Annotated in this window: 22 protein-coding genes; 10 read left to right on the top strand and 12 right to left on the bottom strand. The window is 64.6% G+C overall.

Features of this window, described 5'->3' with window-relative positions:
- Positions 1-43: 43 nt before the first annotated feature.
- The 7 genes from FJ986_RS07195 to mnmE all read right to left on the bottom strand — a co-directional run bounded on the left by FJ986_RS07195 (position 44) and on the right by mnmE (position 7980).
- Positions 44-832, bottom strand: a complete 789-nt coding sequence (locus tag FJ986_RS07195) for a DUF2182 domain-containing protein (RefSeq protein WP_140514094.1) — start codon at positions 830-832, stop codon at positions 44-46.
- Between the two features lie 34 nt (positions 833-866).
- On the bottom strand, positions 867-1493 hold the full coding sequence (locus FJ986_RS07190) for a DUF1326 domain-containing protein (protein WP_140673843.1): 627 nt from the start codon (positions 1491-1493) through the stop codon (positions 867-869).
- Positions 1494-1807: 314 nt separating this feature from the next.
- Positions 1808-2695: a ParB/RepB/Spo0J family partition protein gene (locus tag FJ986_RS07185; RefSeq protein WP_140491933.1), complete on the bottom strand. Its 888-nt coding sequence runs from the start codon at positions 2693-2695 to the stop codon at positions 1808-1810.
- Positions 2696-2752: 57 nt separating this feature from the next.
- Entirely contained in the window at positions 2753-3553 is an 801-nt protein-coding gene (locus FJ986_RS07180; RefSeq protein WP_140491929.1) for a ParA family protein, read from the bottom strand.
- Positions 3554-3610: 57 nt separating this feature from the next.
- A complete protein-coding gene (gene rsmG / locus FJ986_RS07175) occupies positions 3611-4243 on the bottom strand; it encodes a 16S rRNA (guanine(527)-N(7))-methyltransferase RsmG (protein ID WP_140673841.1) in 633 nt (210 codons plus the stop codon).
- Positions 4240-6114, bottom strand: coding sequence for a tRNA uridine-5-carboxymethylaminomethyl(34) synthesis enzyme MnmG (mnmG, locus tag FJ986_RS07170; protein WP_140673839.1), 1875 nt, complete (start codon positions 6112-6114; stop codon positions 4240-4242). Before mnmG ends, rsmG begins: the two co-directional genes overlap by 4 nt.
- A gap of 543 nt (positions 6115-6657) precedes the next feature.
- Positions 6658-7980, bottom strand: coding sequence for a tRNA uridine-5-carboxymethylaminomethyl(34) synthesis GTPase MnmE (mnmE, locus tag FJ986_RS07165; RefSeq protein ID WP_140559172.1), 1323 nt, complete (start codon positions 7978-7980; stop codon positions 6658-6660).
- A 64-nt stretch (positions 7981-8044) separates the two neighbouring features.
- Here mnmE and FJ986_RS07160 point away from each other — a divergent pair, with 64 nt between their 5' ends.
- Positions 8045-10066, top strand: coding sequence for a thioredoxin domain-containing protein (locus FJ986_RS07160; protein ID WP_140559171.1), 2022 nt, complete (start codon positions 8045-8047; stop codon positions 10064-10066).
- Positions 10067-10249: 183 nt separating this feature from the next.
- Here the strand turns inward: FJ986_RS07160 and rho are convergent, their stop codons facing one another.
- The 3 genes from rho to hemE form a co-directional block, all read right to left on the bottom strand.
- A complete protein-coding gene (gene rho, locus FJ986_RS07155) occupies positions 10250-11515 on the bottom strand; it encodes a transcription termination factor Rho (protein WP_140491913.1) in 1266 nt (421 codons plus the stop codon).
- A 174-nt stretch (positions 11516-11689) separates the two neighbouring features.
- On the bottom strand, positions 11690-12226 hold the full coding sequence (hemJ, locus tag FJ986_RS07150; RefSeq protein WP_140559170.1) for a protoporphyrinogen oxidase HemJ: 537 nt from the start codon (positions 12224-12226) through the stop codon (positions 11690-11692).
- Complete coding sequence (hemE, locus tag FJ986_RS07145) at positions 12226-13257, bottom strand: uroporphyrinogen decarboxylase (protein ID WP_140559169.1); 1032 nt, start codon at positions 13255-13257, stop codon at positions 12226-12228. Before hemE ends, hemJ begins: the two co-directional genes overlap by 1 nt.
- 404 nt (positions 13258-13661) lie before the next feature.
- Between hemE and FJ986_RS07140 the strand changes: the two genes are divergently transcribed.
- From FJ986_RS07140 to dnaQ, 5 genes are all read left to right on the top strand, one after another.
- Positions 13662-14483 (top strand): pyruvate, water dikinase regulatory protein, encoded by an 822-nt coding sequence (locus FJ986_RS07140; RefSeq protein ID WP_140559168.1) that lies wholly within the window; start codon positions 13662-13664, stop codon positions 14481-14483.
- 57 nt (positions 14484-14540) lie between these two features.
- Positions 14541-15140 (top strand): Maf-like protein, encoded by a 600-nt coding sequence (locus FJ986_RS07135; RefSeq protein WP_140491900.1) that lies wholly within the window; start codon positions 14541-14543, stop codon positions 15138-15140.
- A complete protein-coding gene (locus FJ986_RS07130; RefSeq protein ID WP_140673837.1) occupies positions 15133-15975 on the top strand; it encodes a shikimate dehydrogenase in 843 nt (280 codons plus the stop codon). Before FJ986_RS07135 ends, FJ986_RS07130 begins: the two co-directional genes overlap by 8 nt.
- On the top strand, positions 15972-16553 hold the full coding sequence (coaE, locus tag FJ986_RS07125; protein ID WP_140559166.1) for a dephospho-CoA kinase: 582 nt from the start codon (positions 15972-15974) through the stop codon (positions 16551-16553). The genes FJ986_RS07130 and coaE overlap by 4 nt, the downstream gene beginning before the upstream one ends.
- A 107-nt stretch (positions 16554-16660) precedes the next feature.
- Positions 16661-17365, top strand: coding sequence for a DNA polymerase III subunit epsilon (gene dnaQ / locus FJ986_RS07120; protein WP_140514104.1), 705 nt, complete (start codon positions 16661-16663; stop codon positions 17363-17365).
- A 107-nt stretch (positions 17366-17472) separates the two neighbouring features.
- On the opposite strand, the gene secB is transcribed toward dnaQ, so the two are convergent.
- Both secB and FJ986_RS07110 read right to left on the bottom strand, forming a co-directional pair.
- A complete protein-coding gene (gene secB / locus FJ986_RS07115; protein WP_140491875.1) occupies positions 17473-17970 on the bottom strand; it encodes a protein-export chaperone SecB in 498 nt (165 codons plus the stop codon).
- A 167-nt stretch (positions 17971-18137) separates the two neighbouring features.
- Complete coding sequence (locus FJ986_RS07110) at positions 18138-18638, bottom strand: FxsA family protein (protein WP_140491873.1); 501 nt, start codon at positions 18636-18638, stop codon at positions 18138-18140.
- Positions 18639-18851: 213 nt separating this feature from the next.
- Here FJ986_RS07110 and FJ986_RS07105 point away from each other — a divergent pair, with 213 nt between their 5' ends.
- Genes FJ986_RS07105 through FJ986_RS07090 form a run of 4 tightly spaced genes read left to right on the top strand, consistent with a single transcriptional unit; the run spans position 18852 to position 21590 of the window.
- Positions 18852-19556: a Tim44/TimA family putative adaptor protein gene (locus tag FJ986_RS07105; RefSeq protein ID WP_140514105.1), complete on the top strand. Its 705-nt coding sequence runs from the start codon at positions 18852-18854 to the stop codon at positions 19554-19556.
- 24 nt (positions 19557-19580) lie between these two features.
- Complete coding sequence (locus tag FJ986_RS07100; RefSeq protein ID WP_140559165.1) at positions 19581-20684, top strand: murein transglycosylase A; 1104 nt, start codon at positions 19581-19583, stop codon at positions 20682-20684.
- Positions 20681-21211 (top strand): Smr/MutS family protein, encoded by a 531-nt coding sequence (locus FJ986_RS07095; protein ID WP_140559164.1) that lies wholly within the window; start codon positions 20681-20683, stop codon positions 21209-21211. The genes FJ986_RS07100 and FJ986_RS07095 overlap by 4 nt, the downstream gene beginning before the upstream one ends.
- 10 nt (positions 21212-21221) lie before the next feature.
- Positions 21222-21590: a helix-turn-helix transcriptional regulator gene (locus tag FJ986_RS07090; RefSeq protein WP_140649481.1), complete on the top strand. Its 369-nt coding sequence runs from the start codon at positions 21222-21224 to the stop codon at positions 21588-21590.
- Positions 21591-21643: the final 53 nt, after the last annotated feature.

The raw sequence follows: 21643 nt of genomic DNA, 5'->3' as shown, positions 1-21643 counted from the left end.
CGGCACCGGGCGCCTGCCTCCGTTGGTCAATTCCCTCCTTTGATCAATTCATTGTCATGGCGCCTACCGGCTCAAAGGTCGGCAGCGCCTGTGGAAAGACCAGCACCGCCGCGCCATAGAGCAGCAGAGCGATCCCCGACAGCTTCGCGATCCCATTTCCAGACGGCAGGGTCTTTTCCGCGAATATCAGCAAGGTGACCACGGCCATTGCGGCAACGTTCATGATCCCGAGAGGAAAGAGGGCGAGAAACAAAAGCCAGCAGCAGCCGAGGCAGAAAAGTCCATGCTCCAGGCCCATGCGAACCGCGCCCCAGTAACCATCGCGCCATGAGGTCAGGATGAAGCCGATCGGCGTGCGGCATTTGGCCAGACACAGATCCTTCAGCGGGGAAAGTTGATAGGCGCCCCCAAGCATCAGCAGCGCGCCGCCGAAACGCGCGGCCGTCGCCGTGGACAATCCCACATGCCCGGCGAGCACCTCCGCACCCGCCGCGCCGGCAAAGGCGATAACGCCCATCACGCCCCAGACCAGCATGTACCCGGCCACGAACACCCAGCTCGAGACAAAGGTCTCGCCCCGGCCCCGTTTGCCGGCCTGGACCCGGTGAAATGTCAGGATCATGGGGGCGGCCGTCGGAAACATCATGGCAATCATCATGATCATCCAGACGGCAAGAAACAGCGGCGCCTTCATGCCCATGGTGAGCGAGTACATTTCCATGCGCATGTCCGCGTCCATGCCCGTCTGCTGCCGGATGAGCAAGGTCCATGCCGCCGCCGCGATAGCGATCAGCAGCGCGAGAATGATGTATCGCTGCAACGTCTGCACCATGGACGAAGTACGTCCCGTACTCTGCGGCCAACGGCTACTGCTGGCCGGACCAGTTGATCGGGGCGTAATGTCCGTTCCGGCGGGAATTGTCCCAGCTCATGCCATGGTCGCTGAATTTACTGCCTTCCGCCCCCATCGCCAAGGCGAGCCAGTCGGGATTGACGGGATGGCCAGTGGCCGCCCACATCTGCCCGTCCTCGCGCATCGTCGGCAGCGGCTCGACCGCCATTCGCATGACGCCGGCAATCTCCGCCGACCGCTTCTTGCCGTCTATCCGGTAGCTTATCGGCACCTTCTTGGCGCCGAGATTCGTGCCGATCAAGGGTGCCAGCACCGCCATGGGGCCGCCCGCGACGCCAGTGAAGATGGCGCCTAGCGCCTCTGTCTGCCTGTCATCGGCCCGTTCGTCTATATAGGCGGCGGCCGTCCAATCGCCGTCTGCCATCGGACCCGGCGTGTGGGCAACCATGGCGACGCTGAGCCCATCCAACCGAACGTCGCCGTAACTGCCCGTATCGATATGAAAGACCAGACCGACGTCGCAAAAGCCTTTCGTCGGCCTTGATGTCAGCTGCGCGTTGGTGGACAGCAGGCAAGGACACACGACATCGCAGCTACAGTTTTCGAAGTAACTTCCGGACAATTGCCAACGGACTGCCATTTGCACCTCCCATTTGCGTCAGGCGCGCGTCGGCATATTGCTTTGGCGAGGCGGTGCCATTTCACGCCTGTTGCAGGAATGGCAGATAGCCCTCGCCGCGACTGACCGGCACGCTAGGGCAATTAATTTAAGCCTTGTCTAATAGAGGTTACGCCGTTGCCGGGCACTGTCAAGCCGCGAGCGCGGCTGGCGACGGATGCCGATGGCGCTGCTTTTTCGCCAATCGCCAGCGCTTCAAACGAAAGGGCTGGCGGACAGCCAGCCCTCGTTTTCCCTGCGTTGTAGCTTCCGCTTTGTTGAAGTTCGCCGGCTAACTACCGCTCTTGTTTCAATCTCCGACACAGCTCGTCAAGCTGCTCCAGCGTCCGGTACGCCACGCGAATCTCGCCGCCTTTGTTCGTGTGGTCGATGGTCACGATCATGCCGAGCGTGCCGGTCATCAGCTTTTCCAGCGCCAGCGTGTCAGCGTCTTTTTCCGGCGCGCTTTTCGCCTGCTTCGGCTTCGCCGGGGTCGGACCGGCCGGCATCTGCGCCAGCGCTTCGGCCTGGCGCACCGAGAGCCCTTCCTCGACGATGCGCTTGGCAAGCCCTGCCGGGTCCTCCGCCGTCACCAGCGTGCGGGCATGGCCCGCCGACAAGGCCCCGTCGACCAGCATGTCGCGGATCACGTCGGGCAGCTTCAGCAGCCGCAGCGTGTTGGCGACATGGCTGCGGCTTTTGCCGATGACCTGGCCGAGATCGGCCTGGGTGTAGCCGTGATCGTCGATGAGCTGCTGATAGCCGAGCGCTTCCTCGACCGGGTTGAGGTCGGCGCGCTGGACGTTCTCGATGATTGCCAGTTCCAGCGCCGTGCGGTCGTTGACCTCGCGCACGATGACCGGGATCTCGGTCAATCCGGCGCGTTGCGCGGCACGCCAGCGCCGCTCGCCGGCGATGATCTCGTAGCGCCCGGCCTGCGACGGCGAAGGCCGCGCCACCACCGGCTGCACCACCCCATGCTCGCGGATCGATTGCGCCAGATCGGTCAACTCGGCGTCGCCGAAATGCCGGCGCGGGTTTTTCGGATTGGGCGTCAGGAACTCGATCGGTACCTTGCCGTCGGCACTCATCCCAGGCTTCTCCGGCGCGCTCGGACGGTCGATCTCGCCGATCAGCGCCGCCAGCCCGCGGCCCAGTCTCTTTCTCGAAAGGTCTTCGCTCATTTCGCTTCCAGATTGTTTCGGTATCGAATCGGCTTTTGCTCCATGCGCGGACGCTTGTTAAGCGGCGCGCAATTTACGCTCGCGGCGGATCACTTCCGACGCAAGCTGCAGATAAGCCTGGCTGCCGGAGCATTTGAGGTCGTAGAGGATCGCCGGTTTGCCGTAGGACGGCGCTTCAGAGACCCGCACATTGCGCGGGATGATGGTCTCGTAGACCTTGTCGCCCATATGCTCGCGCACGTCCTGCACCACCTGGTTGGCGAGGTTGTTGCGGCCGTCATACATGGTCAGCACGATGCCCTGGATGGTGAGATCCGGGTTGATCGAGCGGCGCACCTGCTCGACGGTTTCGAGCAGCTGGCTGAGACCTTCCAGCGCGAAGAACTCGCATTGCAGCGGCACCAGAACGGAATCGGCCGCCGCCATCGAATTCAAGGTCAAGAGATTGAGCGACGGCGGACAGTCGATCAGCACATAGCCAAACCCGGCCGAACGCGCCGATGCGGCGCGCAGGGCGTTGCGCAGCCGCAGCACCCGGTCCGGCGCCGAGGCGATCTCCATCTCGATGCCGAGCAAATCGAGGGTCGACGGCACGATCGACAGGCCGGGCACCGCCGTCGGGATCGCCGCCTCCTCAAGCTCCAGCTCGCCGGTCAGCACGTCATAGGACGACACCGTGCGGTCCTTGCGGTCGATGCCGAGCCCGGTGCTGGCATTGCCTTGCGGATCGAGGTCGACGATCAGCACCTTCTCGCCGATCGCCGCCAGCGCGGTGGCCAGGTTGATGGCAGTGGTGGTCTTGCCGACACCGCCCTTCTGGTTGGCTACGGTGATGATTCGAGGGCCGTTCTTCATCATGGGTCTATGCCAGGAATTCATTTTGGGTCGCCAACACGGATTCGGACAGGTCTTTGTTCAGACAGGTCGCACATTGGACAGTTCAAGGATGACGCCGCCAGGGTCGGTCATGCTTGGATGTTCTACCAGATCGAAGCTCCAGCGGTTAACGCTTTCTTGCACTTCGGCGCGGTAATCCCGGCCTTTGTGGAACAGCCCGCGCGCGCCTGATGTCAGCCACGGCCCCGCCAGCTCAAGCAAGGTCGAAAGCGGCGCCAGCGCCCGCGCCGTGACGATTTCCGGTGCCGAAACAAGCGCATGGCTGTCGTCGATGCGGCGCGCGACGACACGCGCCGGCAGACCGAACTGGCCGACGACGGCTTGCAGGAATCCCGCTTTCTTGCGATTGCTTTCGACCAGGTCGATGCTGGCGCCGTCACGCTCGGCAAGCAGGAACGCCAGGACCAGTCCCGGAAATCCGCCGCCCGAGCCGATATCGACCCATCGCCGCGCTTTGTCCTCGATTCGCCAGAGCTGCGCGCTGTCCAGTATGTGGCGTTGCCAGACATCGCCGGCCGTCGACTGCGCGACGAGATTGATGCTGCGGTTCCATTTCTGGAACATCCCTTCGAACACCACGAGGCGATCGAATGTTTCACGTGAAACCGGACCGGCGGCGTTGCGCAGGCTCTCCCAGGAGCCAGCGCTCACGCGACGTCCCTTTGCGCGCTCTCGGAATGCCTGATATGAGCGACGATGATGGCCAGCGCCGCCGGCGTCATGCCTTCCATGCGCTGCGCGTCGGCAACCGAACGCGGTCGCCGCGCATGCATCTTCTGCTTCAGCTCGTTCGATAGTCCCGGCACCTCGGCGAAGTCGAGCGACTCGGGGATGAGCCGGCTTTCCTCGTGCCGGATCTGGGCGACGTCGCTCTTCTGGCGATCGAGATAAACCGAATATTTCGCTTCCGTTTCGAGGCGCTCCGCCGTCCTGGCGTCGATCGTCCCGAAATTCCCATCGATTCGGGCCAGCCAAGCCACGTCGACGCCGGGATAGGCGAGCAGTTCATAGGCGGATCTGCGCACGCCGTCGCGATTGACCTCCAGCCCGTGGCGCGCCGCCTCGTTGGGTGTCAGCTTTACGCCGAGCGCCAGCCGGCGCGCTTCGGCGAGGCGCTGCTCCACCTCGCCGAACCGCTGCATCCGCCGGGCTGACGCTATACCCAGCCTTGCAGCCAGCGGCGTTAGCCGCTCGTCGGCATTGTCGGCGCGCAGCGAAAGCCGGAATTCGGCGCGCGAGGTGAACATGCGGTAAGGCTCGCTGATGCCGCGGCTGGTCAGATCGTCGACCATGACGCCGATATAGGCTTCGGTGCGGCTGAGCACGACCTGCTCGCTGCCCGACGCCCGCCTTGCGGCATTGAGGCCCGCCAGCAGACCTTGCGCGGCGGCCTCCTCATAGCCGGTCGTGCCGTTGATCTGCCCGGCTAGAAACAGGCCCCCGACGCGCTTCGTCTCCAAGGTCGGATGGAGCTCGCGCGGGTCGACATGGTCGTATTCGATGGCATAACCGGGCTGCAGCATCACCGCGCGTTCCAGCCCCGGGATGGTCTTCAAAATGTCGAGCTGCACCTCCTCCGGCAATGAGGTCGAGATGCCGTTCGGATAGACCGTGTCGTCGTCCAGGCCTTCCGGCTCGAGAAAAATCTGGTGACCTTCGCGGTCGCCGAACTTGACGATCTTGTCTTCGATCGCCGGACAGTAGCGCGGCCCGACGCCTTCGATCGAACCCGAATACATGGCCGAGCGCCCGAGATTGGCGCGGATCAGTTCATGCGTGGCCGCGGTCGTGCGCGTGATGCCGCATTCGATCTGGGGCGTCTCGATGCGGTCGGTCAGCAGCGAGAACGGCACCGGTTCGTCATCCGCCGCCTGGCTTTCCAGCGACGCCCAGTCGATGGTGCGCCCGTCGAGGCGCGGCGGCGTGCCGGTCTTCAGGCGGCTGAGCTTGAAGCCCGCGCGGCTCATCGTCGCCGACAGGCCAAGGCTCGCCTGTTCGTTCATGCGGCCGGCGACGATCTTCTTCTCGCCGATATGGATCAACCCGCGCAGGAAAGTTCCGGTGGTCAGGACCACCGCGCCGCAGGCAAGGCGCCGGCCGTCGGCCAGGAGAACGGCGCGCAGGCACCCCGAATCGTCGATGTCGAAGTCGAGCACCTCGCCCTCGATCACATCGAGACCGCCCTGCTGCCTGACCGCCTCCTGCATGGCGAGCCGGTAAAGTTTCCGGTCGGCCTGGGTGCGCGGGCCGCGCACGGCTGGCCCCTTGCGTCGGTTGAGCAGGCGAAACTGGATGCCGGCGGCATCCGCCACCCGGCCCATCAGTCCGTCCATGGCGTCGATCTCGCGCACCAGATGGCCCTTGCCGAGCCCGCCAATGGCCGGATTGCAGGACATCACGCCGATCGTGTCGAAACGCAGCGTCACCAGCGCTGTCCTGGCGCCCGCACGCGCAGCCGCGCTGGCCGCCTCGCTGCCCGCATGGCCGCCACCCACCACAACCACATCATAGTGATCGGTCATTTCAAAACGCCCTGGATTCGAAGTTTGGTGGAGAGATGTCCCCGCAGCGGGACGGTGTCAAGAAACTTCGCGGGAGTTTCACGTGAAACAGGACGGCGAGCCTCATTGTAGTGTTTCACGTGAGTCACGTGTATCGACCGCCGGCGCCGCCCCCCGGCGCCGTGTCGGCACTTCTCCCTGGCACAGGGAGACAGCGCTGACCGCAAAGCCGGCACCTTCATTTACAAGGCTGATAATTGCCGAAACTGGAAATAACAGCGCGCCCTCTCCCCGTCCTTATAAGAGAATGCCGGATAAGAGAATGCCGGCAGGCAAGTGCGGGGTAGCGCCGACGCTGGCGATTGACCCCGGCGCAGCCGTTTCACGTGAAACAACGTCGGTCGGAGAGCCCTTCTGTTTCACGTGAGTCATCGGCCGGGCCCGTCGTGATAGAAGCCGAGGTCAGCGCTGCCCCTCATCCGCCTGCCGGCACCTTCTCCCCGTATAGTGACGGGGAGAAGGGAGGCTTGACGGCGTCCGCGCCCCGACAATGTTCCACGTGAATCATTTCCCGATGCAGAACTGCGAGAAAATCACATCCAGCATGTCCTCGACATCGACAGCGCCGACGATCCGGCCGAGCCGGTCGGCGGCCAGCCGCAGATCCTCGGCGCGCAGTTCCTGCCCGGCGTCCGGGCTCTCGGCCGCGCGCAGCAGGAAGCGGTTGGCATCGCCTAGCAATTCAACGTGGCGAAGCCGTGAGGGCAGGATGTCGCCCGCTTCGCCGACCTGCGCGGCCGCGAGCCTGGCGATCTCGGTCAACAGCTCCGCCACGCCGGTCCCGTCCTTCGTCGAGATGGCGCGATCATAGCCCCCGGCAGCGGCTTGCCCGTGCACCAGATCGAGCTTGGTGCCCACGCGCAGGGTCGCGATCCCCTCGCGTTGAAGAGCAACGGGATGCGGGTCGGCCATATCCACGAGGATGAGCAAGAGGTCGGCGCCATGCGCCTTGGCTCGCGCCTTCTCGATGCCGATCGCTTCCACCTTGCCGGCCGCATCGCGCAGGCCTGCGGTGTCGGTCAGCCTGACCCGCAGGCCTTCGAGGTCAAGTACGATCTCGAGCAGGTCCCGCGTCGTGCCTGGCTCATCCGTTACAATAGCTGCATCGCGCCGCGCCAAAGCGTTGAACAGGCTCGACTTGCCGGCGTTTGGGGCGCCGAGGATAACGACCTCGAACCCGTCGCGGAGGATTTCGCCGGCACGAAACCCGGCAATGTGGCGGTCGATCTCCCCAATCATCGCCGAGACGTCAGACCAGACCGTGTCCGAAACGGACCCGGGAATATCGTCCTCGTCGGCAAAGTCGATCTCGGCCTCGATCATGGCGCGCGCATGGATCAGCCGCCGCCGCCAGCTCAGATAAAGCTCGGCTTGCGCGCCCTCGGCATTCTGCACCGCGAAGCGCCGCTGCGCCTCGGTCTCGGCGTTGACCAGATCGGCCAGCGCTTCCGTCCTTACCAGATCGACCTTGCCATTAAGGAAGGCCCGGCGCGTAAACTCGCCCGCTTCGGCGTGCCTGACGCCTTCGAAACCGGCGATCGTCTCCAACAGCCTCGCCACCACGGCGCGGCCGCCATGCACCTGGAATTCCGCCACGTCCTCGCCGGTGAAGCTGCCGGGGCCGGGGAAAAAGATCACCAGGCCACTGTCGAGCACGCCGCCATCGGGCGCCCGCAGCTTGCGCAGGCTGGCCACGCGGCCCTTAACCATACCGCCGGCGATCGTTTCGACAACGAATCGAGTCTTTGGCCCCGAAATGCGGATGACGGCGACGCCGGCGGGCAGGCGGCCGCTGGAAAGCGCGACGATGGTGTCGGCCGAAATCATTTGCCCGCCTTGTTGGACCGCCCTAGCTTCACTATCCAACCCCTGTTTCGCCGGACCGCTCATCGTGACACTGCCTGCGCAAAATCTGCTTGCCGACGAAGCCAGCCCCTATTTGCAGCAGCACAGCGGCAATCCCGTGCATTGGCGGGCCTGGTCGCCGGCGTCGCTTGACGAGGCGAGGGCGCTGGATCGGCCGATCCTGCTGTCGATCGGCTATGCCGCCTGCCACTGGTGCCACGTCATGGCCCATGAAAGCTTCGAGAATGACGACGTCGCCGCCGTCATGAACCGTCTGTTCGTCAATATCAAGGTCGACCGCGAGGAGCGTCCCGACATCGACCAGATCTACATGGCGGCGCTGTCCTCGATGGGCGAGCAGGGCGGCTGGCCGCTGACCATGTTCCTGACCCCGGACGGCAAGCCTTTCTGGGGCGGCACCTATTTCCCGCGCGAGCCGCGCTATGGCCGCCCGGGCTTCATCCAGGTCATGGAGGCGATCGACAAGGCCTGGCGCGAGAAAAGAGCAAGCCTGAACCAGAGCGCCGACGGGCTGACTTCGCATGTCGAAACCCGGCTCGCCGGCGCGCATGCCCGCACCGCGCTCGACCGCGACACGCTTGCCGCGCTCGCCAGAGGCATAGACGGCATGATCGACAAGGATCTCGGCGGCCTGCGCGGCGCGCCGAAATTCCCCAATGCGCCATTCATGCAGACACTGTGGCTGTCGTGGCTGCGCGACGGCAATGCCGGTCACCGCGACGATGTCCTCCTGAGCCTCGAACGGATGCTGGCCGGCGGCATCTACGATCACGTCGGCGGCGGTCTCAGCCGCTATTCCACGGACGCGCAATGGCTGGTGCCGCATTTCGAAAAGATGCTCTACGACAACGCGCAGCTCATCCGTTTTTGCAACTGGGCCCATGCCGCGAGCGGGAAGTGTTTGTTCCGGGTCCGAATCGAGGAGACCATCGGCTGGCTGCTGCGTGAGATGCGCGTCGATGGCGGCGCCTTCGCCGCCAGTCTCGATGCCGACAGCGAGGGCGAGGAGGGCCTTTTCTACACCTGGAGCCGGGAAGAGATCGAGGCCGCGCTCGGCGACGATTCTCCGTTGTTTTTCAACCGCTTCATGCTCTCCAGCCCACCCGGTTGGGAAGGCAAGCCTGTCATCCACCAGACGCTGGCCCAGCAGGGGCAAGGCATTGCCGAGCAACCGCTTCTGGCCGCTCTCAAGGCAAGGCTGCTGGCGGTCCGGGAATGGCGCGTCAGGCCCGGCCGCGACGGCAAGGTCCTCGCCGACTGGAACGGCCAGATGATCTCGGCACTTGCCGAGGCCGGCCGCTCGCTGGCGCGGCAAGACTGGATCGACGCGGCCAAGACCGCATTCGACCAGATCGCCTCTTCCGCCGAGGGCGGACGGCTGCCGCATTCCATGCTCGGCGCCAAGAAACTGTTCCCGGCCCTGTCGAGCGACTATGCGTCGATGACCAATGCGGCGATCGCCCTGTTCGAAGCCACCGGCGACTGGAGCTACGCCGATCGGGCCCGGCAATTCGTCGAGCAGCTCGACCGCTGGCACGCCGATGCCGACGGCACCGGCTATTATCTCACGGCATCCGACAGCACCGACGTGCCGATCCGCATCAGGGGCGATGTCGACGAGGCTATTGCGTCGGCCACCGGTCAGGTCATCGAGGCGCTCGTCCGGCTCGCCGCGCTGACCAGCGATCTCGACCTGCAGGAGAAAGCGACGAAAGTCGCCGAACATGCCGCCGGCCGCGCGGCGCACCAGGCCTATGGCCAGGCCGGCATCCTCAACGCCTCGGCGCTCGCCATAGAGCCGCTAAAGCTGGTGCTTGTGGACGATTTGACAAATCCAACGCTCGTTCCGGTAGCGAATCGCAATCCCGATCCGCGCCGGGTGGATATTGTGGTGGCGCTCGGCACGCAGGCGAATCGACCGCTGTTGCCGGGCGGGATCCTGCCTCCCGCCGACAGGCCGGGCGCGTGGCTGTGCACGGGGCAGGTGTGTTTGCCGGCGGTGAGCGATCCGGATGAATTGGAAGGGCTATTGCGACGAAGACCATAGAGTTCGTCATCCTAGGGCGAAGCAGGAGCGAAGCTCCGTGGCGGAGACCCTAGGATCCATGCCGTGACTTTCGAGCGCTGCAACAGGTGGAGATCCAGTCCGCCGCGCTCTTTGGGAGAGGCCATGGCATGGATCCTCGGGTCAAGCCCGAGGATGACGAAGAAGTGGAGCTCGCTCTGCGAACTACGTATTCATTGAATCGAAGAAGTCCGCATTGGTCTTGGTCTGCTTCAGTTTGTCGATGAGGAACTCGATCGCGTCGGTGGTTCCCATCGGCGCCAGGATGCGGCGCAGCACGAAGATCTTCTGCAGGTCAGCGCGCGGCACGAGCAGGTCTTCCTTGCGGGTACCCGACTTCAGAATGTCCATGGCCGGGTAGATGCGCTTGTCGGCGACCTTGCGGTCGAGCTGGATTTCGCAGTTGCCGGTGCCCTTGAACTCTTCGAAGATGACTTCATCCATGCGGCTGCCGGTGTCGATCAGCGCGGTGGCAATGATGGTCAGCGAACCGCCTTCCTCGATGTTGCGGGCGGCACCAAAGAAACGCTTCGGCCGCTGCAGCGCATTGGCGTCGACGCCTCCGGTCAGCACCTTGCCGGAAGACGGCACCACGGTGTTGTAGGCGCGCCCGAGGCGGGTGATCGAATCGAGCAGGATGACGACGTCGCGGCCATGCTCGACCAGCCGCTTGGCTTTCTCGATGACCATCTCGGCGACCTGCACGTGGCGCACAGCCGGCTCATCGAAGGTCGAGGAGATCACCTCGCCCTTCACCGAGCGCTGCATGTCTGTCACTTCCTCCGGCCGCTCGTCGATCAGAAGCACGATCAGGTAGCATTCCGGATGGTTGGCGGTAATCGAGTGGGCGATGTTCTGCATGAGAACCGTCTTGCCGGTACGCGGCTGCGCGTTGATCAACGCGCGTTGGCCCTTGCCGATCGGCGCCACCAGGTCGATCACGCGCGGCGAGATATCTTTGGAGGTCGGGTTGTCGATCTCCATCTTCAGCCGCTTGGTCGGATAGAGCGGCGTCAGATTGTCGAAGTGGATCTTGTGGCGGATCTTTTCGGGATCGTCGAAATTGATCGTGTTGACCTTGAGCAGCGCGAAATAGCGCTCGCCCTCTTTCGGACTGCGGATCGGCCCCTCGACCGTATCGCCGGTCTTGAGCGAAAAGCGTCGGATCTGCGAGGGCGAAATATAAATGTCGTCGGGACCCGGCAGATAATTGGCGTTGGCCGAGCGCAGAAAACCGAAACCGTCCTGCAAGACTTCGACCACGCCGTCGCCGATGATCTCGATGTCCTGGGCGGCCAGCTTCTTGAGGATTGCGAACATCAGCTCCTGCTTGCGCATGACGCTGGCGTTCTCCACCTCGAGCGATTCGGCATAGGCGATCAGCTCTGGCGGTTTCTTGTTCTTGAACTCGGTGAGTTTCATTTCTTGCATTAGGATAGACTCTGGGTAGGCTTTTGGGAGGAAATCGGCGGGATGCGATAAATGCCGGGCGCGGCCAAAAGCAATGAAGGGCGGCGCATGACGGGAAGGAAGACCCGTCTTTTATCGTCGGCCGGCTGAAAGAGCAAGCCGCCTTTTAGCAGGTCGTGAGAGAGGTCCGAAGGTTCAGAACGGCTTGACGACGACCAGGATCACGATAGCGATCATCAGCAATGTGGGGACCTCGTTGACGATCCGCCAGTGCCTCGCGGGTTTTTCGTTACGATCCTCGGCGAATTTTCGCACCGCGCCGGCCAGATAGCCGTGGATGCCGGACAGAACCAGCACCAGCGCGATCTTGCCGTGCAGCCAGCCACCCTGGAAACCAAAACCTTTCCAGGCCAGCCACAGGCCGAACACCCAGGTGACGATCATCGCCGGGTTGATGATGCCGCGCAGCAGCCGGCGCTCCATCACCTTGAAAGTCTCCGACTGCACCGAACCCTTCTCGGCATCGGCGTGATAGACCAGCAGCCGCGGCAGATAGAGCATGCCCGCCATCCACGAAATGACGGCAAGAACGTGGATCGTCTTGGCCCAGAGATAGAAGCCGTCTGGGGCCGCCAGAAACAGCAGCGCGGTGAGCACGACCAGGGCCGCGATGCCGATCACCATGCGCATCATCGCCTGGCCCGTGCTGTTGGTGTTGCTCATCCCGGCCATCAGCGTGTCGCGCTCCTCACCAGTTTCACCATCGCCTCGACATGCGCCACGGGCGTTTCCGGGGTGATGCCGTGGCCAAGATTGAAGATCAACGGTCCGCTTCCCAGGCTCTCCAGGATCGCGCTGACGCCGTCGGCCAGCGCCTTGCCGCCGGCGACCAGCCGCAGCGGATCGAGATTGCCCTGGACGGCCCCTTCCCGCTGCAACGCCTTCGCTGTTTCCAGCGGCACCGTCCAGTCGATCCCCAGCCCCGTGACGCCGGTCTTCTCGCGATAGCTCCGGTAGCGCGCGCCGGCGCCCTTGGGAAAACCGATGATCGGCACATCGGGATGGACCGCTCGAACCTGCCTGACGATCTCGGCCACCGGCTCGACGCAGAACAGCTCGAAACAAGCATCGTCGAGCACGCCGGACCAGGAATCGAATATCTGTACCACATCGGCGCCGGCCCCGATCTGCCTGATGAGATAGGCGGCCGAATGATCGGCCAGCACCTTGAGCAGCTGACGAAACGCCGCCGGCTCGCGATAGGCGAACAGCCGCGCCGGCGCCTGGTCCGGCGTGCCGTGCCCGGCGATCATGTAGGTCGCCACCGTCCATGGCGCGCCGCAGAAGCCGATCAGCGTGATTTCATCGGGCAGTTTCGTCCGCAACCGGCGAACCGTCTCGTAGACCGGTTCGAGATTCACGTGAAACACCGTGCTGTCCAGGGCCGCGATTTCAGCCGCCGTGATCGGCGTCAGCAGCGGCCCTCGCCCCTCTTCGAAGCGCACGTCGCGGCCAAGCGCATGCGGAACGACAAGGATGTCGGAGAACAGGATCGAGGCGTCGAAGCCGAAGCGCTCGATCGGCTGCATGGTCACCTCGAAGGCAAGGTCGGGATCATAGCAGAGGTCGAGGAATGAACCTGCGCGTCGGCGCGTCTCGCGGTATTCCGGCAGATAGCGCCCGGCCTGGCGCATCATCCAGAGCGGCGGCGGAAACACTGTCTCACCCTTCAGCACGTCCAGCATGATCCGTCTTGCAGGCATAGAGCGCTCGCCTCTCCCGGCTTCCCTTTAATCAAATATCTTATTTTAAAGAATCTTCTGATTCTAAGAGTCTGTTGGTTGTGGTGGTTGTCACCTGTCCCGCTTTGGCCGTCAAAACACCAGCAAGCATATTGTCGCGCATTTCCAATCGCCGCTTGCAGGGTTCTGGGGACGATCCGGAATCTTCCATTGGACTCAACACGCTAGAGCAGCGATCCTGCAGGCTCGTCCTGTGGATAGACAAAAGGCAAAAATCTTCGTCCACGGACTTGTCCCCAGCCGCCCGACGAAGCCTACAGCGCATCGAATTGTGGACAAACCGGCATCTGATACAGTCGATCCGGCCGGCGGGTTTTCCGAACCCTGCTTTATCCACATCCGCCCACAGCCCTAGGTAAAACCCTGTGAACAAACCCCAGAGCTTCTTCCACCTGCACCTGATCTCCGACGCCACCGGCGAAACGCTGCTCGCGGCCGGCCGCGCGGCTTCGGCGCAATACAAGGATGCGCGCGCCATCGAGCACATCTACCCGCTCATCCGAACCGAAAAACAGGTGGCCAAAGTGTTCGAGGACATCGAGGAGGAGCCGGGCATCATTCTCTACACCGTCGTCGACCAGAAGCTGGCGCGCGGCATCGACGAGCGCTGCGCCGCCATGGGCCTGCCCTGCGTCTCCGTGCTGGAGCCGGTGCTCACCGTCTTCCAGTCCTATCTGGGCACGCCGGCCGGCCGCCGCGTCGGCGCCCAGCACGTCCTCGATGCCGAATATTTCCGCCGCATCGACGCACTCAACTTCACCATGGAACATGATGACGGCCAGTTGCCGGCCAATATGGACGATGCCGACATCGTGCTGGTCGGCATTTCGCGCACGTCCAAGACGCCGACCAGCATCTATCTCGCCAACAGGGGCATCAAGACCGCCAACATTCCGATCGTGCTCGGCGTGCCGGTGCCCGAAAGCCTGATCAACGCCAGGACGCCGCTGATCGTCGGCCTTGTCGCCACCGCCGAACGCATCTCGCATGTCCGCCAGAACCGCATCCTCGGCAACAGCAGCGCCTATGTGCCAGGCGACTATGTCGACCGCGCCGCCATCAACGAGGAGCTCGCCTATGCCCGCCAGATCTGTACCCGCCATGGCTGGCCGATGATCGACGTCAGCCGCCGCTCGATCGAGGAGACGGCGGCGGCAATCGTTGCCCTGCGGGGGAAGACGCGGTAGGTGCAGATGAGAGAAGTGAGGGGTGCGCGACGGAACGCCAACCCTGGGTGAACCAGCATGACCGAAAAAATCATCCTCGCCTCCGGCAGTCCGTTCCGCAAGACGATGCTCCTCGGTGCCGGCATCGACGTCGAGGCGGTTGCGCCTGATGTCGACGAGCGCGCGCTCGAGGCGCCCCTGCAAGGCAGCGGCGCCTCGCCCGAGGATGTCGCGCTGGTGCTGGCCGAAGCCAAGGCCACCGAAGTAAGCGAGCGCAGGCCCGGCGCGTTGGTGCTCGGCTGCGACCAGACGCTGTCGCTCGGCGACGAGGTGTTCCACAAGCCGGCCGACATGGAAGGGGCGCGCCGCCATCTGCTGGCGCTGTCGGGAAGGACCCATCAGCTCAACAGCGCCGCGGTCCTGGTCCGCGACGGCGAGGTGCTGTGGCGCCATGTCGGCATCGCCAGCCTCACCATGCGCAAGCTCGATCCGGCCTTCATCGGCCGCCATCTGGCGCGCGTCGGCTCAAGGGCGCTGTCGAGCGTCGGCGCCTACCAGGTCGAAGGCGAAGGCATCCAGCTCTTCGAGAAGATCGAGGGCGACCACTTTACCATTGTCGGCCTGCCGCTGCTGCCGCTGCTGGCCGAACTGCGCACGCTGGGAGCGATCGATGGCTGAGGCGACCAAAAAGGCCTTCGTCACCGGTCACCCGATCAAGCATTCGCGCTCGCCGAAGATCCACGGCCACTGGCTGGCCAGATACGGCATCGACGGCAGCTACCAGGCGATCGATGTCGCGCCGCAGGATTTCGCCGAATTCCTGAGCACATTGCAAGCGAGCGGTTATCTCGGCGGCAACGTCACCATCCCGCACAAGGAGGCCGCCTTCGCCCTGGTCGAGCACCGCGATGAGGCAGCCCAGCAGATCGGCGCCGTCAACACGCTTTGGCTGGAGGACGGTCACCTGTGGGGCGGCAACACCGACAGCCATGGCTTCGCCGCCAATCTCGACGATCATGCGCCGGGTTGGGCGTCCATTGGCCCGGCGGTGGTGCTCGGCGCCGGCGGCGCCTCGCGCGCCGTCATCCACGCGCTGAAGCAGCGCGGCATCCGCGATATCCGCATCGTCAACCGCACGCTTGCCCGGGCGGTGGAATTGCGCGACCGGTTCGGCGCCGGTGTCTCCGCGCACGGCGTGGCGGCGACCGGTGAACTGCTTGCCGATGCCGGCCTGCTCATCAACACCACGGCGCTCGGCATGCAAGGCAATGAGGGTCTAGCCGCCGACCCGGCCCTTTTGCCGGACCACGCGATCGTCACCGACATCGTCTATGTGCCGCTCGAGACGCCGCTGCTTGCGGCGGCAAGCGCGCGCAAGCTGAAGACGGTGGACGGCCTCGGCATGCTGCTCAACCAGGCGGTGCCGGGTTTCGAGCGCTGGTTCGGCGTGCGGCCCCGGGTCACACCCGAATTGCGCGCGCTCGTCGAAGCCGATCTGGCGCCAAAACCATGATCGTGCTCGGCCTCACCGGTTCGATCGGCATGGGCAAGTCGACCACCGCGAAAATGTTTGCCGAGGCCGGCATCCCGGTCCACGATTCCGACGAGACGGTGCATCGCCTCTATGCCGGCAAGGCAGCCCCCCTGGTCGAGGCCGCGTTTCCAGGAACCACCGGCGCCGGAGGCGTCGACCGGGCAAAGCTCGGCGCTCGGGTGCTTGGCGATGCGGCCGCGCTGAAAAGGCTGGAAGCGATCATCCATCCGCTGGTGCGCGCCGACGCCGACGCGTTCCTGGCGCGCAACCGCGCCGCCGGCGCGCCGCTTGCCGTCCTCGACATTCCGCTCCTGTTCGAAACCGGCGGCCGCGACCGCGTCGACAAGGTCGTCGTCGTCACCGCGCCGGCCGAAGTCCAGCGCCAGCGCGTGCTGGCGCGGCCCGGCATGAGCGAAGAGAAACTCGCCTCCATCCTCGCCAGCCAGGTGCCGGATGCGCAAAAGCGCCGCCAGGCCGACTTCGTCATCGATACCAGCCAGGGCCTGGATGCCGCGCGGGCTGAGGTCAAAGCTATCATCGCGGATTTGAGAGGTTAGATCGGCGCCTCTTTTCCTTCTCCCCCAGGGGGAGAAGGAAAAAAGTCATTGCCCATTGCCATTTTGTTCCGCTCTCACGATTCTGCTTGCCAGGAGCGACTGATTCGATGCGTGAGATCATTTTCGATACGGAAACCACCGGCCTCGACATGCGCGACGACCGCATCATCGAGCTTGGCGGCGTCGAGCTGGTCAACCGCTTTCCGACCGGCAAGACTTTCCACCACTACATCAACCCGCAGGGCCGCTCGATCCACGCCGAGGCGCAGGCCGTGCACGGCATCAGCATGGCTGACCTGCAGGGTAAGCCGTCCTTCGCCGAGATCGTCGAGGAGTGGATCGCCTTCACCGACGGCGCCAAGCTGGTCGCCCACAACGCCACCTTCGACATCGGATTCCTCAATGTCGAGTTCGGCCGGCTCGGCCATCCGGCCGTCGACATCGGGCGCGTCGTCGACACGCTGGCGCTGGCGCGGCGCAGGCATCCGATGGGTCCCAATTCGCTCGATGCGCTCTGCCGGCGCTATGGCATCGACAATGCGCGGCGCACCAAGCACGGCGCCTTGCTGGATTCGGAGCTGTTGGCCGAAGTCTATATCGAGCTGATCGGCGGCAAGCAGACGGCTCTGATCCTGGACACAGTTTCAGTGCAGATGAACGGCGCGGGCGAAGTGGCAGACATCGATATCTCGGTCGGTGCGCGGCCGATCGCCCTCCCCCCGCGCCTGAGCGAAGCCGAGCGCGCGGCGCATGCCGGCATGGTCGCCACGCTGGGTGAGAAGGCGCTGTGGCTGAAGGTGATGGGCGCCTAAGCGCGCCGTTCTCCTCGAAGTCGGGGGGCTTCGCGGCCAAACCGGCCTCGAAAACGAAAAACCCGGCGCGAGGCCGGGTCTTTCTGCAATATCCGTACGAGCCGGAATCAGCTCACCTGGACCTTCGACGCCGCCTGGTCCTCGGCCAGCTTCTGCTGGAACATCTGCGCGAAATCGATCGGGTCGAGCATCAGCGGCGGGAAGCCGCCATTGCGCGTTGCCTCGGCGATGATCTGCCGGGCGAACGGGAACAGCAGCCGCGGGCATTCGATGAACAGGATCGGCAGCATGTGTTCCTGCGGGAAGCCACTGATGGCGAAAACGCCGCCATAGACCAGCTCGACATTGAACAGCACTTCCTGGTCGAAGGACGCCTTGGCGTTCAGCGTCAGGTTGACGTCGAACTGCTTGTCGGAGAGCGGATTGGCGTTGACGTTGACGTTGATGGCGATGCCGGGCGCCTTATCGCGGCCGCGCAGCGAGTTCGGCGCGCCGGGGCTCTCGAAGGAAAGGTCCTTCACATACTGGGCAAGGACGTTGAGCGAGGGCTGCGCCGTGTTGCCGTTTCCGTTGGCGCCGACCGGCGCGTCATCTTTGCTGGCCATGAGCCTTGTGTCCTTTTGCCTGGGCAGCATTGCTGACCGAATTGAAATCGGGCGTTCGCTACCATGGCCGGCATGACAAGACAAGGTTTGCCGCCTTGCGACCGGAGGGGATCCAGACTGCGTCGAGATTCAGGTCAGGCCGGCATCACCTGAACATCAATATAGCCTCAGTCGTCCTTCAGGCGGCGCCATGGCGAATTGTGGTCCGGCCCGCGCTTGAAATCGTCTTCGCGCGAATAATCGCCGTCGTCGAGGTCGATGACCCTGTCGCGCGGCCGGCCGCGGAAGCCGCCGGCCGAGAAATTCGTCGCCACCACGATGCGGCCCTTGAGCCTGCGCCAGGCAAGATCGCGCACCGGCGGCAGGAACAGGAGAATGCCGAAAATGTCCGATATGAAGCCCGGGATGATCAGCAGGATCGCGGCGAGCACGATCATGGCGCCGTGCGCGAGCTGGCGGCTCGGATCACGGCCGGCGCCCATCTCGGTGCTGATGCGGCTCATGACGCCAAAACCCTGATGCCTGAGCAGCAGCGCCCCGGCGATGCTCGAGGCGAGCACCAGGCCGACCGTCGCCAGCGCGCCGATCTGGCGCCCGACTATGACGAAGCCGGCGATCTCCAGCAGCGGAAGCGCCAGAAGAAAAACGGGAAATAACGAAATGCGCAAGTCTTGCCGATCCTTCCGATCGTTCTGGCGTTGGTCTGTTTTGCCTGCCAGCGGCCACCGGCCGCTGGCGCCGAGGCTGTTAGATAGGTATGGCTGCCTTTGATTTGAATGATTGCGCCTTGCGTTCTATATGGTTTGCATGTTGAACGCTATGCGACCGCTGCCCTGTTGGCCGGGCGGTCCGGCCGAGGGCAGGATTGATTGGCGGAAGATATGGGTTTCTTCGACTTCGGCACGATTTTCTTTCTGATTGCGGCAGTTGTGATCTTTTTCCAGCTGCGCAATGTGCTGGGCCGTCGTACCGGCAGCGAACGGCCGCCTTTCGATCCCTATACCGCCGCCCGCACCGGCGACAAGGATGCGCAGAAGTCCGAGAATGTCGTGTCGCTGCCGCGCAAGCGCCAGCCCGGCGAGCCGGCCGGCGAGGTCTATGCGGCCATCGACGCCTTTGCCAAGCCCGGCACCGACCTCAACAAGGGCCTGCGCACGATCAAGGACAACGATCCGTCCTTCGACCCGAAGGGTTTCGTCGACGGCGCCAAGATGGCTTACGAGATGATCGTCATGGCCTATGCCGACGGCGATCGCAAAACGCTGAAGAACCTTCTGTCGCGCGATGTCTATGACGGTTTCGTCGCCGCGATCGGCGAGCGCGAGGCGCGGTCGGAAAAGATCCAGTCTTCCTTCGTCGGCATCGACAAGGCCGACATCGTCTCGGCCGAGATGAAGGGCGGCGAGGCGCATGTCACGCTGCGCATCATCAGCGAGCTGATTTCGGCGACGCGCGACAAGGCCGGTGCGGTCATCGACGGCGACCCCGAAACCGTCGCCGAGGTCAAGGACGTCTGGACCTTCGCCCGCGACACGCGCTCGCGCGACCCGAACTGGAAGCTCGTCGCCACCGAAGAAGAAGATTGAATCCCTGACCGCGGCGGGCCTGTCGTGTCCTTCCATCAGGCATTCAGCGAAAGATCCTTCGGCGCTCTGCCCGGCTGGGATGACGACGACCATCTGGCGGCCTTGGAGGCCTTTCGCCGCTCTGCCTTCCATGTCCTGGCCAAGCCCTATCGCAGCGGCGCGCTCGGCGTCGACTTCGACGCCTTTGCCGGTGCCTATGCCGAGGCGCGCGCGGCCCCTCCTGCCAGCCGGTCGGAGGCCCGCGCCTTCTTCGAGCGTCATTTCGTCCCCATGCTGGTGAGTCCAGAGACCGGCGCCGGCCTCGTCACCGGCTTCTACGAACCGGAGGTCGAGGCCTCGCCGGTGCGCACGGAGCGTTTTGCCGTGCCGCTTCTGTCGCGTCCCGCCGATCTCGTCGATGTCGACGACGCCAACCGGCCCGACGGAATGGACCCCTATCTCGCTTTCGCGCGCCGGACGCCGGACGGGCCGGCCGAATATTTCGACCGTGGCGCGATCGAGCGGGGCGCGCTCGCCGGCAAGGGCCTGGAGATCGCCTGGTTGGCCGACAAGGTCGACGCCTTCTTCATCCATGTGCAGGGCGCGGCGCGGCTTCTCATGACCGACGGCCGGCTGTGTCGCGTCACCTATGCGGCCAAGTCCGGCCAGCGCTTCACCGGGCCCGGCAAGGTGTTGAGCGAGCTCGGCGAGATCCCGCTGGAAAACGTGACGATGCAGTCGATCCGCGCCTGGTTCAGGGCGCATCCCGGCCGCGTCGACGAGATCCTGTGGCAGAACCGTTCCTATATCTTCTTCCGGGAGGCCGCGGTCGAGGACGCAGCACTCGGGCCGATCGCCGCCGCCAAGGTGCCGCTGACGCCGGGCCGCTCGATCGCCGTCGACCGGCTGCTGCACACATTCGGCACGCCCTTCTACATCGATGCGCCATCGCTGACGGCTTTCGAGGCAAAACCGTTCCGGCGCCTCATGATCGCGCAGGACACCGGCTCCGCCATCACTGGGCCGGCGCGCGGAGATCTCTTCGCCGGGTCGGGCGATGCCGCCGGCGAGATTGCCGGCGTGGTGCGCAATCCGGCCGATTTCTACGCGCTGGTGCCGCGCCCGCTCGTCTCGGGGTCGAGGCCATGACCCGCCGCCCCGACAGGCTGAGCGAGGACGACCGGGTGCTGTGGAACCTGGTGGCGCGCACGGCCAAGCCGCTGAAGGGCAAGGCCGCCGTGCCCGTCCCGGATTTCGACCTTGAGGCGAAGCCGGCGCCGACGCAACACGCCCGGCCCGTTGCCGGTCCGGCCAGCGCGGCGAAGCCGAAGGCCCAGCATGTCTCCCATGCGCTCGACGAGCCGACGCTGGACAAACTGTCGAAAGGCCGGCTGCCCATCGAAGGCCGGGTCGACCTGCACGGCATGACGCAGGACGAAGCCTATTCGCTGCTGTTCTCCTTCCTGCACCGCGCCCATGCCGGCGGCATCCGTTACGTCCTGGTCATCACCGGCAAGGGCTCGTCGTCGGGCGGCGACGGCGTGCTGCGCCGCGCTGTGCCGGCCTGGCTGTCGACGCCGGCGTTCCGGCCGCTGGTCTCCAGTCACGACCATGCCGCGCGCAACCATGGCGGCTCGGGCGCGCTCTATGTCAGGCTGCGGCGGGTCCGGTCGTGAGGATGGGATCGTGACCCCGTTCGGCGAGAGGCTGCGGGCGCTGAGGGCCGAGCGCGGCGTCACCCAGAAGGACATGGCCGCCGCCATCGGCGTCAGCGCCGCCTATCTGTCGGCGCTCGAGCATGGAAGGCGCGGCGCGCCGACCTGGACGCTGATCCAGAAGATCATCGGCTATTTCAACATCATCTGGGACGACGCGGAGGAACTGGCGCGACTGGCCGAAGGCTCGCATCCGCGCGTCAGGCTCGACACGTCGGGCCTGAGCCCGGCCGCGACCGAGCTTGCCAACCTCCTGGCCGAGAACGTCGAAAAGCTCGACGAGGAGGAACTGCGCGGCATAACCTTCTCTATCCGAGCGGCGCTGGGGCGACGGCGGTAGGCCGGGTTTGCCCGGCTCTCGCGGCGGCTGAGCTCCCGATCGCGAAACGGCGG

This window comes from Mesorhizobium sp. B1-1-1 (genome assembly GCF_006442955.1).
Classification (GTDB): domain Bacteria; phylum Pseudomonadota; class Alphaproteobacteria; order Rhizobiales; family Rhizobiaceae; genus Mesorhizobium.
Note: the sequence above shows the minus strand (reverse complement) of the source record. Positions and strands in the feature narration are given on the sequence as shown.